Annotated in this window: 14 protein-coding genes; 9 read left to right on the forward strand and 5 right to left on the reverse strand. The window is 52.0% G+C overall.

Going from position 1 to position 11,859, the window contains the following annotated elements; translation table 11 throughout:
• Position 1 precedes the first annotated feature (1 nt).
• Complete coding sequence (locus ACLJQJ_RS14030; RefSeq protein ID WP_001219167.1) at positions 2 to 346, forward strand: gamma-glutamylcyclotransferase; 345 nt, start codon at positions 2 to 4, stop codon at positions 344 to 346.
• Between the two features lie 54 nt (positions 347 to 400).
• Here ACLJQJ_RS14030 and ACLJQJ_RS14035 read toward each other — a convergent pair whose 3' ends face one another.
• From ACLJQJ_RS14035 to fbp, 4 genes are all read right to left on the reverse strand, one after another.
• On the reverse strand, positions 401 to 1,609 hold the full coding sequence (locus ACLJQJ_RS14035) for an MFS transporter (RefSeq protein ID WP_000203131.1): 1,209 nt from the start codon (positions 1,607 to 1,609) through the stop codon (positions 401 to 403).
• Positions 1,606 to 2,769 (reverse strand): metallo-dependent hydrolase, encoded by a 1,164-nt coding sequence (locus tag ACLJQJ_RS14040; RefSeq protein WP_000977207.1) that lies wholly within the window; start codon positions 2,767 to 2,769, stop codon positions 1,606 to 1,608. The genes ACLJQJ_RS14035 and ACLJQJ_RS14040 overlap by 4 nt, the downstream gene beginning before the upstream one ends.
• 409 nt (positions 2,770 to 3,178) lie before the next feature.
• Complete coding sequence (ppa, locus tag ACLJQJ_RS14045) at positions 3,179 to 3,709, reverse strand: inorganic diphosphatase (protein WP_000055079.1); 531 nt, start codon at positions 3,707 to 3,709, stop codon at positions 3,179 to 3,181.
• 226 nt (positions 3,710 to 3,935) lie between these two features.
• Positions 3,936 to 4,934: a class 1 fructose-bisphosphatase gene (fbp, locus tag ACLJQJ_RS14050; protein ID WP_000853764.1), complete on the reverse strand. Its 999-nt coding sequence runs from the start codon at positions 4,932 to 4,934 to the stop codon at positions 3,936 to 3,938.
• 174 nt (positions 4,935 to 5,108) lie between these two features.
• Here fbp and mpl point away from each other — a divergent pair, with 174 nt between their 5' ends.
• Positions 5,109 to 6,482 carry a UDP-N-acetylmuramate:L-alanyl-gamma-D-glutamyl-meso-diaminopimelate ligase gene (gene mpl, locus ACLJQJ_RS14055; protein WP_063808994.1) on the forward strand — a complete coding sequence of 458 codons (1,374 nt, stop codon included), beginning with the start codon at positions 5,109 to 5,111 and terminating at the stop codon, positions 6,480 to 6,482.
• Positions 6,483 to 6,588: 106 nt separating this feature from the next.
• Here the strand turns inward: mpl and yjgA are convergent, their stop codons facing one another.
• Positions 6,589 to 7,140, reverse strand: coding sequence for a ribosome biogenesis factor YjgA (gene yjgA, locus ACLJQJ_RS14060; protein ID WP_000166287.1), 552 nt, complete (start codon positions 7,138 to 7,140; stop codon positions 6,589 to 6,591).
• Positions 7,141 to 7,235: 95 nt separating this feature from the next.
• Between yjgA and pmbA the strand changes: the two genes are divergently transcribed.
• From pmbA to ACLJQJ_RS14095, 7 genes are all read left to right on the forward strand, one after another.
• Positions 7,236 to 8,588 (forward strand): metalloprotease PmbA, encoded by a 1,353-nt coding sequence (gene pmbA / locus ACLJQJ_RS14065; protein ID WP_000852994.1) that lies wholly within the window; start codon positions 7,236 to 7,238, stop codon positions 8,586 to 8,588.
• Positions 8,589 to 8,686: 98 nt separating this feature from the next.
• Positions 8,687 to 9,073 (forward strand): cytochrome b562, encoded by a 387-nt coding sequence (gene cybC / locus ACLJQJ_RS14070; RefSeq protein WP_001232231.1) that lies wholly within the window; start codon positions 8,687 to 8,689, stop codon positions 9,071 to 9,073.
• A 278-nt stretch (positions 9,074 to 9,351) separates the two neighbouring features.
• A complete protein-coding gene (locus tag ACLJQJ_RS14075; RefSeq protein WP_074182104.1) occupies positions 9,352 to 9,699 on the forward strand; it encodes a glycine dehydrogenase in 348 nt (115 codons plus the stop codon).
• Positions 9,700 to 9,709: 10 nt separating this feature from the next.
• On the forward strand, positions 9,710 to 10,072 hold the full coding sequence (locus tag ACLJQJ_RS14080; protein ID WP_000435389.1) for an SFCGS family glycine-rich protein: 363 nt from the start codon (positions 9,710 to 9,712) through the stop codon (positions 10,070 to 10,072).
• Positions 10,072 to 10,374 (forward strand): DUF4312 family protein, encoded by a 303-nt coding sequence (locus ACLJQJ_RS14085; protein ID WP_000975187.1) that lies wholly within the window; start codon positions 10,072 to 10,074, stop codon positions 10,372 to 10,374. Before ACLJQJ_RS14080 ends, ACLJQJ_RS14085 begins: the two co-directional genes overlap by 1 nt.
• 22 nt (positions 10,375 to 10,396) lie before the next feature.
• Positions 10,397 to 11,173, forward strand: coding sequence for a DUF4311 domain-containing protein (locus tag ACLJQJ_RS14090; RefSeq protein WP_000478578.1), 777 nt, complete (start codon positions 10,397 to 10,399; stop codon positions 11,171 to 11,173).
• An 11-nt stretch (positions 11,174 to 11,184) separates the two neighbouring features.
• Positions 11,185 to 11,829, forward strand: a complete 645-nt coding sequence (locus ACLJQJ_RS14095; protein WP_000392128.1) for a DUF4310 family protein — start codon at positions 11,185 to 11,187, stop codon at positions 11,827 to 11,829.
• The last annotated feature ends 30 nt before the right edge of the window (positions 11,830 to 11,859 follow it).

Raw genomic sequence — 11,859 nt, forward strand, 5'->3', positions numbered from 1 at the left:
AATGCGAATATTTGTCTATGGCAGTTTACGACAGAAACAAGGCAACAGTCACTGGATGACCAATGCCCAATTGCTTGGCGATTACCGTATCGATAACTACCAGTTGTATAGTCTGGGCCACTATCCAGGCGCAGTTCCGGGAAACGGAGCGGTATACGGAGAAGTTTATCGAATTGATAACGCCACGCTGGCCGAACTTGATGCTTTGCGCACCAGGGGCGGTGAATACGCACGCCAGTTAATCCAGACGCCTTACGGCAGCGCATGGATGTATGTATATCAACGTCCTGTTGATGGGTTAACTCTGATTGAAAGCGGTGACTGGTTAGACAGAAACCAGCCCTGAACTGAACACGCCACCCTCGGGTGGCGTTGTTTTTTTACATTCTGGCCGATGACGCTAGCGCCGGGCATGGTGAGCTCTTATTCTGCCGTAGATCAATAATGACGCGCCGCCCAGGATAACAATGCATCCGAGAACCATAAATCCCTGCATATAGCTGCCGGTTGTCCGGTAAAAATAGCCGACCATTAGGCCTGCCAACGTACCGCCGCCGCCGGCGCCGATGCCATTAATAATACCGGAGGCTGGGCCAATCGCATGGGGTTTAACGTTCGACTGGATAATCGACCAGATATTGGGGGTAAAGCTGGCGGCATAATAACCCATCGCCAGGGTAATGAGCGTGATTTTAAAGCCTGGCGCATCGACAAATGGCAGGAGAAATAACATCACACCGGGGATTAGTAGGCCCAGTGAAGCAATAAGTACACGCTTTTGTGTCTTATCACTGATCCATGAGATAGGGATTGCCAGTATAACCGCAGTCAGATAAGGCAGAGAACTGACCAATGCTTTACTGAATCCGGTATAGCCGAGAGAATTGACAACCATGGGGATCCATAACGTAATTCCCCAGAACAACATCCCTTGAGTGATGTAGGTAAAAATAAGGAGTAGGAAGGGGGTTCCGCCCAGCGATTCCAGGGTAAGTTTAGTTTTCTCTGTTGGCGCCGGCGCACGATAATAAGGCGCTTCTTCCTGTTTTTTCAGCATTGTTATATAAAGTGGAACCACAACAACAATGCCGATCACACCAGTGATAATAAAAACATTTCGCCAACCGAAGGCAGCATCCAGCGGAGACAAAATCATAAATCCCAGGCCTAATGCCAGGAACTGTCCATAATACTGGATAATACTGTTCGCCTGCGTCCGTTCTTTGTCTGAAAACCAGTCGCTGGCGAAGCGGGACTGCTGCGGCCAATAAATGCCTTCGGTAATGCCAAGCACCAGCCGACAAATCAAAATAACGTACACTGACGAGGTAAATCCGACAAAAACGGTCGCAATCGACCAGATTAGCACCATCAGAATGACTATTTTTTTCGGATCGTATCGCTGGGTAAATACGCCGCCAAAAATATTTGAAAAGGCATAGCCAATAAGAAATATGGTTAATACAATGCTGGCCGTTGCGCCATCAATATTCAGGTCGTGTGTAATCGTAGGTAACGTAACGGAAAGATTAGAACGGTCAAGATAAGCAACAAAAAGGCCGAACATTAATGTCGCGCCGATCCGTAGCCATTTTTGCATTGAGGTCATTTTTCAACTCCGTTTGGCCGCGCGCCAAAATCAATTTGACGAAATAATATCTCACCGGATTTTATGGTCATTTGTGGTACCAGCACATGCGTCCCCGTGAGCGTTTCACCATGAATATCGGCAAATTCAACATGCCTGTTTTTTAATTTAAAGATGGCGATATCGGCAAATGCCCCAGGGGCCAGCGTACCAATTTCTGCTGCCATGCCCAATAAAACTGCTGGGGTATGGGTACAGGCGTTAATGACATCGGTAAGCGCGACGCCGAGTGCTAAATATTTCGATAAAATCCATGGTAAGGCGTAAACAGGCCAGGCGAGTTTAGTGATGGTTGAGAGATCGCTACTGATGATATCCGGAAGAAAGCCATTGGCGATGGCTCGGCGTGCCGTGTTCATTGAAAAATGGCTGCGACCATTGGCGGCATCAAATATAACGCCTCTTTCCCTTGCCTGACGGACTTCGGCTAAGACAGCGCCTTCATCAGTAAGAATGGTGCTACCTTTGCCGTGAAACGCATGAGCGATAATATCGCCGCGGCGTAGCAAGGAGACAAGTTCTTTCATGGGAACGACGGGATGAGTCGAGTGTATTGCCACGGGGCACCTTAAATCGTTGGCAATACGAAGGGATTCAGTCAGCGGTTTTAAGCCATATTCAGCAATGTCCTCAGTCTGAACCTTGAGTTTTAATCCCTGAAGAACGTTGCGATACTGGCGAAACAGCGCGTGGATCTTATTTTCATCAATATTGTCAGGATCATAATTTTCTTGTGACCAGGTTTGGCCCGGCGGCGACACGGTCAGAAACGCTTTGATTCGAACTTTGCTGGCGCAAATCACCGTTCGGTAGAAGGCATCAAAGTTTGCCGTACCGGCAGAACCTGCATCCACGACGGTGGTGACGCCATTCGGCGGCATGTACATATCAGGCCTGACGCCGCCTTCCGTCGCGTCATAAAAAACATGCGCGTGATAATCGATAAGACCGGGAGTGACGATCATGCCGTCGGCATGGATAATCCGGGTCTCCGAAGTTACAGGATATTTATCGGCATCAACGATAATATCGTTAATGATGCGTAAATTGTTAATCTCATTAATATTACGAGCGGGATCGATGATATGTCCACCGGTAATTAATATATCATTTTTCATCATAATCTCTTAAAGTAGTAAATAATTATGGCAGCCCTTAAAAATATATTAAAAAGTGTGTTTTGAGCGGATGTTATGTTGGATTAAAAATACGGTTATTGGTAGGGAGAGCTTAGGATACCTTATTAAAAAGGTAATCGGGCCTATGCACTAAATAAGAATTTGGCGCTTGCTAATATTTAGGGCGTAAGTCCAGAGGAGTCTGCGGGCATTCACAAAACAATTATTATCTTAAGCTTTTTAGAGAAAATGTGAGCGTATTCAACCCTTTTTAATAAAAAATAAGGTAAAGTCTTATTCATTCCGTGAATGTTAAACTAATAATGATAAAAATTGTGTTCTATTCATTAGCCAATAAAAAGGCCCTCATTACTATGAGAGCCTTTATCTTGACGCTTATGTAAAAGCGAACTTATTTCTTCGCTGCGCGCTCGAAGGAGGCAACGATTTCCGCTTTAGCCGCTTCGGCGTTGTCCCAACCGTCAACTTTCACCCATTTGCCTTTTTCGAGATCTTTATAATGCTCGAAGAAATGAGTGATCTGCGCTTTCAGCAGTTCCGGCAGATCGTTCACATCTTTAATGTGATCGTACTCTTTGCTCAGTTTGGTGTGCGGTACGGCAACCAGTTTCGCATCTTCACCGGATTCGTCGGTCATTTTCAGTACGCCAACCGGACGGCAACGGATGACGGCGCCTGGCTGCAGCGGGTACGGCGTCGGGACCAGAACGTCTACCGGGTCGCCGTCCAGAGACAGGGTATGGTTGATGTAACCGTAGTTGCACGGATAGAACATCGCGGTGGACATGAAGCGGTCAACGAACAGCGCGCCGCTCTCTTTGTCAACTTCGTATTTGATCGGATCTGCGTTAGCCGGGATCTCGATAACGACGTAGATATCTTCCGGCAGTTCTTTACCCGCCGGGACGTTGAGTAAGCTCATGTCTGTTTCCTTTGAATTTATGACAAACAAGTGGCGAGTATTATAGCCAACTCACGCCGAAAGTCTTCGCTTGTTTTCGTTTCCGCCTCATCTGGCGCGTCGTTGCGGAGCATAAACGACAAAGGTTAAGAACCGGAAAAATCACGGGCCTGATAAGGCAACGCCGCCATCGGACATGTTATTGCCCAATGGCGGCTTCATGCGTTATTCCGCATGGTGGTAAAGATTACGCGTCCGGGTATTCGCGGATAAAGCGTTCCACATCGTCAACCATATGGCGGTTGCCAACGAAGAACGAGCGGCGCTGGTGCAGGCTTTCCGGAATGATATCCAGAATACGTTCTTTACCATCGCTTGCTTTGCCGCCGGCCTGTTCCGCGAGAAACGCCATCGGGTTGCACTCATACAGCAGACGCAGTTTTCCCTGCGGATGGCTGGCGGTGCTGGGGTAGAGATAGATGCCGCCTTTCAGCAGGTTGCGGTGGAAATCGGCCACCAGAGAGCCAATGTAACGTGAGGTATAAGGGCGACTTGTTGAACTATCCTCTTCCTGGCAGAATTTGATGTACTTCTTCACGCCATTCGGGAATTTAATGTAGTTGCCTTCGTTAATGGAGTAGGTTTTACCCTTTTCCGGGAAACGCATACGTTCCTGGCACAGACAGAACACGCCTAACGACGGATCGTAGGTGAAAGCGTGTACGCCGCAGCCGGTGGTGTAAACCAGCATGGTGGACGAGCCATACACGACATATCCCGCAGCGACCTGTTTGTTGCCGGGTTGCAGGAAATCTTCTTCGGTGACCGGCGTGCCGACGGGCGTCACGCGGCGATAAATCGAGAAAATCGTACCGACAGAGACGTTAACGTCGATGTTAGAAGAGCCATCCAGAGGGTCCATCAGCACCACATATTTCGCGTGTTCACAGCCTTCAAAGACGACGATTTCGTCCTCTTCTTCCGATGCGATGCCCGCTACAATATCGCGCGCTTTTAGTGCAGCTTTCAGTTTCTCGTTCGCGAACAGATCGAGTTTCTGCTGAACCTCGCCCTGTACGTTCTCAGCACCGCTGGCACCCAGGATATCGACCAGACCGGCCTTGTTGATATCGCGGTGGATGATCTTGGCGCCCAATTTTATTGCCGACAGCAAAGCAGTGAGCTCACCGGTAGCCTGAGAGAACTCGTGCTGCTTTTCGACAATAAATTCACCTAACGTTTTCATAACACTTTCCCTGCAATTGATTGGAGTAAAGCGACCGTAACAATCTTAACAAACATTTCAGATGATGCGCTCAGGTGAATCGCGCCAGCAAAGTACAGATTTACCTGAAATGCGTTTCTCACTTGCCAGACATGTGCGTAAAATGGCTCGCAGATAAAAAAAGGATAGTGACGTATGCGCATTCATATTTTGGGAATTTGTGGCACTTTCATGGGGGGGCTGGCGATGCTGGCTCGCTCGCTTGGTCATGAAGTAACGGGTTCGGACGCCAATGTGTATCCGCCGATGAGTACCTTACTTGAGAAGCAAGGCATTGATCTGATCCAGGGTTATGACGCCAGCCAGCTCGATCCGCAGCCGGATCTGGTGATTATCGGCAATGCGATGACGCGCGGGAATCCGTGCGTGGAAGCGGTGCTGGAAAAAAACATTCCCTTTATGTCTGGTCCACAGTGGCTGCATGACTTTGTGTTGCGCGATCGCTGGGTACTGGCGGTCGCCGGTACCCACGGCAAAACCACGACCGCAGGCATGGCGACCTGGATACTGGAAGCGTGCGGGTACAAACCGGGCTTCGTGATCGGCGGCGTACCGGGCAACTTTGAGGTTTCCGCGCGCCTGGGCGAGAGCCCGTTCTTTGTTATCGAAGCGGATGAGTACGACTGCGCGTTCTTTGATAAACGTTCTAAATTTGTGCATTACTGCCCGCGGACGCTGATCCTCAACAACCTTGAGTTTGATCATGCCGACATCTTCGACGATCTGAAAGCGATCCAGAAGCAGTTCCACCATCTGGTGCGCATCGTGCCGGGGCAGGGGCGCATCATCTGGCCGGAAAACGACATCAACCTGAAACAGACCATGGCGCTGGGCTGCTGGAGCGAGCAAGAGCTGGTGGGCGAGCAGGGACACTGGCAGGCGAAGAAGCTGACTACGGATGCTTCCGAGTGGGAAGTGTGGCTGGACGGCGAAAAAGTCGGCGATGTGAAATGGGGCCTGGTCGGCGAACATAACATGCACAACGGTCTGATGGCGATTGCCGCCGCGCGCCACGTGGGCGTCGCGCCCGCAGAAGCTGCCAGTGCGCTGGGGTCATTTATTAACGCCCGCCGCCGTCTGGAGCTACGCGGTGAAGCGAACGGCGTGACGGTGTATGACGATTTTGCTCACCATCCGACGGCAATTCTGGCCACGCTGGCGGCGCTGCGCGGTAAAGTGGGCGGCACCGCGCGCATTATCGCAGTGCTGGAGCCGCGCTCTAACACGATGAAGATGGGGTTATGCAAGGATGACCTGGCGCCGTCGTTAGGGCGTGCGGATGAAGTGTTCCTGCTGCAGCCGCCGCATATTCCGTGGCAAGTGGCGGAAGTCGCCGAAGCCTGCGTACAGCCTGCTCACTGGAGTGGCGATGTCGATACGCTGGCGGAAATGGTGGTGAAAACCGCACAGCCTGGCGATCACATCCTGGTGATGAGCAACGGCGGTTTCGGCGGCATCCATCAGAAATTGCTGGATGGGCTGACGAAAAAAGCACTGGTTGTGGAGTAAAAAATGCCCGGTGGCGCTGCGCTTACCGGGCCTACAATACGTACCTTCCTGTAGGCCGGATAAGGCGCCAGCGCCGCCATCCGGCAGACGCTACCAACGTGTAAAATTACCCTTCGTTTTCCGCCAGCTCGCGCAGATACTGGAAGATCTGACGCGCTGATTTCGGCGGTTTGTTGCCTTCTTTCTCTTTCTTCGCATTGCGGATCAATGAACGAAGCTGTTGACGATCGGCGTGCGGCCACAGGGTCAGTACTTCGGCTACCGCGTCATCGCCTTCGACGATCAGACGATCGCGCAGATGCTCAAGTTTGTGAAACAGCACCACCTGCTGATTATGGCGGTTCTTCAGCTTGTCCAGCGCCTGGCGAATAGGTTCAACGTCGCGTTGGCGCAGCATTTTTCCGATAAGCTGCAACTGGCGGCGGCGTCCTTCCATTTTGATACGCTGGGCCAGTTCAATGGCGTCGCGCAGATCGGCGTCCAGCGGGATCTTATCCAGCGCGTTTTTCCCCAGATCCACCAGTTCCGCGCCCAGGCGTTTTAATTCCTCGGCATCGCGTTTAATTTCACTTTTACTGACCCAGATAATTTCATCGTCTTCGTCTTCGATGTCATCACCGGGAACGTCGTCGAGCCAGTCTTCGGGCTGCTTTGTCATGTCAGGCTCCTTAAAAAAAGAGGCTAATGTTACCAGTTAAGATGCGCACTGAAAAACGGTTCTCTGTTAGACTTCAGAGAAACTCTCTCTACATTATGGCATTTGCAATGAAAGTAATCTCACAAGTTGAAGCGCAGCGTAAGATTCTGGAAGAAGCAGTTTCGACAGCGCTGGAGTTAGCCTCAGGCAAATCGGATGGGGCGGAAGTCGCCGTCAGCAAGACCACCGGCATTAGCGTCAGCACCCGTTATGGTGAAGTAGAGAATGTCGAATTTAATAGCGACGGCGCGCTGGGCATTACGGTGTATCACCAGAACCGCAAAGGCAGCGCCTCTTCGACGGATTTAAGCCCGCAGGCGATTGCCCGTACCGTGCAGGCCGCGCTGGATATCGCGCGTTACACGTCGCCGGACCCGTGCGCAGGCGTGGCGGACAAAGAACTGCTGGCGTTTGACGCGCCGGATCTGGACTTGTTCCACCCGGCAGAGGTTACGCCAGACGAAGCCATTGAACTGGCCGCGCGTGCGGAACAGGCTTCTCTAAAGGCGGATAAACGCATCACCAATACCGAAGGCGGTAGTTTTAACAGCCATTACGGCATTAAAGTGTTCGGCAACAGCCACGGCATGTTGCAGGGATATTGCTCCACGCGCCATTCGCTCTCAAGCTGCGTCATCGCCGAAGAGAATGGCGATATGGAGCGCGATTACGCTTACACCATCGGTCGGGCAATGGCGGATCTGCAAGCGCCGGAATGGGTCGGGGCCGAGTGCGCGCGCCGTACCTTATCCCGCCTGTCGCCGCGCAAGCTCTCCACCATGAAAGCGCCGGTCATTTTCGCCAATGAAGTGGCGACAGGGCTATTTGGTCATCTGGTCGGGGCGATTGCCGGCGGCGCGGTATACCGTAAATCCACTTTTCTGCTCGACTCGCTGGGCAAACAAATTCTGCCGGAATGGTTAACCATCGAAGAACACCCGCATCTGCTAAAAGGGCTGGCGTCTTCACCGTTCGACAGCGAAGGCGTGCGTACGGAGCGCCGGGATATTGTGAAGGATGGCGTACTGACGCAATGGTTGCTGACCAACTATTCCGCCCGCAAACTGGGGCTGAAAAGTACCGGTCATGCCGGCGGCATTCATAACTGGCGTATCGCCGGGCAGGGGCTGAACTTTGAGCAATTGCTAAAAGAGATGGGCACCGGCCTGGTGGTGACGGAATTGATGGGCCAGGGCGTCAGCGGTATTACCGGCGACTACTCCCGCGGCGCTGCGGGATTCTGGGTTGAAAATGGTGAAATCCAGTACCCGGTAAGTGAAATTACCATTGCCGGTAATTTAAAAGAGATGTGGCGTAATATTGTCACCGTGGGTGATGATATTGAAACGCGCAGTAATATACAGTGTGGTTCGGTATTGTTACCGGAGATGAAAATCGCTGGACAATAATACCCGTCATACTTCAGGCTGCAGGCGCGTTGGCTGCCTGCAACTCGAATTATTCAGGGTATTACACTTATCGTTAATAATAAAAAAGGAAGTGAGCAATGCGTAAAAGCCTGTTAGCTATTCTTGCTGTGTCATCGCTGGTATTCGGTTCGGCTGTTTTTGCTGCCGATCTTGAAGATAATATGGATATTCTCAATGATAACCTGAAAGTTGTTGAGAAAACGGATAGTGCCCCTGAACTGAAAGCGGCATTAACCAAAATGCGCGCGGCCGCGCTGGATGCTCAAAAAGCTACGCCGCCAAAGCTGGAAGATAAAGCGCCGGATAGCCCGGAAATGAAGGATTTTCGTCACGGTTTTGACATTCTGGTCGGCCAAATTGATGGCGCGCTGAAGCTGGCGAACGAAGGTAACGTTAAAGAAGCGAAAGCGGCGGCGGAAGCGCTAAAAACCACCCGCAATACGTATCATAAGAAGTATCGTTAATTTTTGTGGGATGGCGGCTTCGCTTTATCCGCAGGTCGCCATCCGGCAAAATGTAATACCCATCACACTTTCTCACTTTATACGACAACGTCATTGTTTGTTTCTGCCACGCTATTTCCTCTTTATGCCGCGATAGATCTCACACTTTCCCGGCGATAATTCATTAATGCCGCCTTTTCTGTGGCGCAGATCACCTATCCCACTCGCGTTTCCACTTCGAGGTGGAAAATAACTCGCTACAAACTTTTAACCCTTACCGCTAGTTTTATCTCATTGCCATTAACGGGGGGAGACGCGTGGATAACGGAGCAGTAAAACACGATGCCGGTGAGCGAATTAACGAACTGGCTGAACAGGTGTTAACGCAGGTGGATGGCCTGCTGGGGCGGCATCACATTGTCCCCAATGCGGTACAGACGCAAATGCTGACCTCGCACGTTCGCGCGATGGCGCACCGGTCAATTACCGGCGAGCCTTTACCGGAAGTCGATGCCAGCTTGTTTGATGAAATCTCAGCCGAATCAATGGCGCTCGCCCGCGAAATCGTGGCGGCGTTTGGCAACCTTCCTGACGAAGAAGCCTGGCTATTATCGGTACATTTTGAAGTCGCGAAAGACAACCTCTAAGGAGCAAAAAATGGAACAGATTACCGTCGTGATTGGCGATCGCCTGGGTAAAGGCCAGAAAGTGGCGGCAGGCGTGGAAAAAGCGGGCGGTCGCGCGGTCGTCGTACCGGGCGTCGCGGCAGACATGAAGCTGGGCGATGTGATGAAAGCGGAAAACGCCACCTTCGGCATTTCATTTTGCGGCAGCGGCGGCGCGGGCGCTATCACCGCGCAAAACAAGCATGGCTACAAAGCCAAATATGGAATGCGGTCAGTGGATGAAGGCGTCACCGCTATCAATGAAGGCTGCAACGTGTTGGGTTTCGGCTTTATGGATAAAGAAGAGCTCGGCGAGCGCCTGGTGCAGGCGTGGCAAAAGAAATACGGCGCCTGATGATGAAAGAGCAATTCACCACCACGGTGAGAGTAAAAGGCAAGGGCGACGCCAAAGCACGCGCCTTTGCCGATGCGCTGAACCATGTTCAGTCGGCGGTGATGAGAGAGTCGCCGTATATCTTACTGCGTATTGAGCCACAGGATGTGCGGATTGTTCAGGCGCATGAGTCGGTGCGTAAAGAGGCCTTTCTGTTTTTCTTTTTGCGCCGGGAACGACGCACTTACAGCGTGGAGCTGGATGTGACCGTCAACGTGACCGCCATCAATCTCGACAGGGTGGATTTCGTCGCGAAACGCTGATTTTTATTAAAAAGGCATAGTTATGTTCCTGATAATACTAATTAAATCGCTCATTATCGGCGCGCTGGTCGGCGTAGGGGTGGGCGCTGGGGCTGCACGCATGTTTCACGCGCCAACCACGCAGGGGATGGGCGCGTTCCGTACGTTGGGCGAACTCAACTCTTGTGAAGGCGACCCGGCATCTCACTTCTCCTTTGGGCTGGGTTTCTTCTTTAACGCCTGGGCGTCGTCTGTGGCGGCCGGATCGTTCACCCAGGATGTCGATCACCGCATCATCCCTAACTGGGGCGCGGCGGCGCTAATGATCAAAAACCGTAACGTCGGCGAGACGCTGCACGACCCGAAAAAAATGGCGATCGCCTGCGCCGTCATCGGCATGATCGTCGTGACGTTCCTTAACCTGACCGCCTCATCCGTGCCAGAAGCGCTACAGGTGACAGCGGTTAAGGTGCTGGTACCGGCGGCAAACCTGCTGGTCAACATCGTCATGCCTGTGATCTTCTGGTTAGCGGCGATCGACGCCGGTAAAAAATCGGGCTTCTGGGCCACCGTTTTCGGCGGCGCGGCGCAGCTCATCATGGGGAACGCCGTACCGGGGCTGGTACTGGGTATTTTGATCGGTAAAGGCGTAGAAGAGAGCGGCTGGAACCATGTCACCAAAGTGATGATGGTCGCCATCGTTTTGCTGTTTGTGTTGAGCGGCTTCTTCCGCGGCTTCGACATGAAAATGATCGAGTCTTTCAACATGACGGTACCGAACTGGCTTGAACTGATCCACAACTCGCTCAGCGGCAAATAACGGAGGCCACAATGGAAGAGAATAAAGGTTTTTGGTATGCCGACTGGTCGTTCCCGATCTTTGTTGGCCTGCTCTCCTCCGGCGTTTTCGCCGGGACGCATATGTACTATCTGTACGGTATCGGCGCATTTAACGAAGTCGCTTTTGTGGCGATGTTGAAAGCGGGGATGGATACCGGCGTCTACGGCGCGGTCGCCGCTTTCGGCGCCAGCTTTTTATTTGCCCGCATTATCGAAGGTTCGCTGGTCGGAATTCTGGATATCGGCGGGGCAATTCAGACTGGCGTGGGCTTAGGGGTTCCGGCGTTACTGCTGGGGGCTGGCTTTGTCTTCCCGGTGGCGAACTTTATCGCTTCGCTGATAACCGGTCTGGTGATTGGCCTGGCGATTGGCTACATCATTATTCTGGCGCGTAAGTTCACCATTAATCAGAGCGACTCCACGTACGGGGCGGACGTCATGATGGGGGCCGGTAACACTTCAGGCCGTTTTCTGGGGCCGTTGATTATCCTCAGCGCCATGACGGCATCGATTCCCATTGGTCTGGGCTCTCTGGTGGGCGCGCTGCTGTTTTATATCTGGCAGAAGCCGATTACCGGCGGCGCGATTTTAGGCGCGATGATCCTCGGTTCCATCTTCCCGGTTGCGATTAGCTAATTGTTGATTTGTAGGCCGGATAAGGCGGTT

It is taken from the genome of Salmonella sp. SAL04202 (assembly GCF_046550775.1).
GTDB classification, from domain to species: domain Bacteria; phylum Pseudomonadota; class Gammaproteobacteria; order Enterobacterales; family Enterobacteriaceae; genus Salmonella; species Salmonella enterica.

Coding starts and splice junctions, on each gene's coding strand:
- cybC (WP_001232231.1), top strand. CDS start 8,687: ATGCGTAAAAGCCTGTTAGCTATTCTTGCTGTGTCATCGCTGGTATTC.
- ACLJQJ_RS14095 (WP_000392128.1), top strand. CDS start 11,185: ATGGAAGAGAATAAAGGTTTTTGGTATGCCGACTGGTCGTTCCCGATC.
- ACLJQJ_RS14085 (WP_000975187.1), top strand. CDS start 10,072: ATGATGAAAGAGCAATTCACCACCACGGTGAGAGTAAAAGGCAAGGGC.
- ACLJQJ_RS14035 (WP_000203131.1), bottom strand. CDS start 1,609: ATGACCTCAATGCAAAAATGGCTACGGATCGGCGCGACATTAATGTTC.
- ppa (WP_000055079.1), bottom strand. CDS start 3,709: ATGAGCTTACTCAACGTCCCGGCGGGTAAAGAACTGCCGGAAGATATC.
- ACLJQJ_RS14030 (WP_001219167.1), top strand. CDS start 2: ATGCGAATATTTGTCTATGGCAGTTTACGACAGAAACAAGGCAACAGT.
- ACLJQJ_RS14090 (WP_000478578.1), top strand. CDS start 10,397: ATGTTCCTGATAATACTAATTAAATCGCTCATTATCGGCGCGCTGGTC.
- mpl (WP_063808994.1), top strand. CDS start 5,109: ATGCGCATTCATATTTTGGGAATTTGTGGCACTTTCATGGGGGGGCTG.
- ACLJQJ_RS14080 (WP_000435389.1), top strand. CDS start 9,710: ATGGAACAGATTACCGTCGTGATTGGCGATCGCCTGGGTAAAGGCCAG.
- pmbA (WP_000852994.1), top strand. CDS start 7,236: ATGGCATTTGCAATGAAAGTAATCTCACAAGTTGAAGCGCAGCGTAAG.
- fbp (WP_000853764.1), bottom strand. CDS start 4,934: ATGAAAACGTTAGGTGAATTTATTGTCGAAAAGCAGCACGAGTTCTCT.
- yjgA (WP_000166287.1), bottom strand. CDS start 7,140: ATGACAAAGCAGCCCGAAGACTGGCTCGACGACGTTCCCGGTGATGAC.
- ACLJQJ_RS14040 (WP_000977207.1), bottom strand. CDS start 2,769: ATGATGAAAAATGATATATTAATTACCGGTGGACATATCATCGATCCC.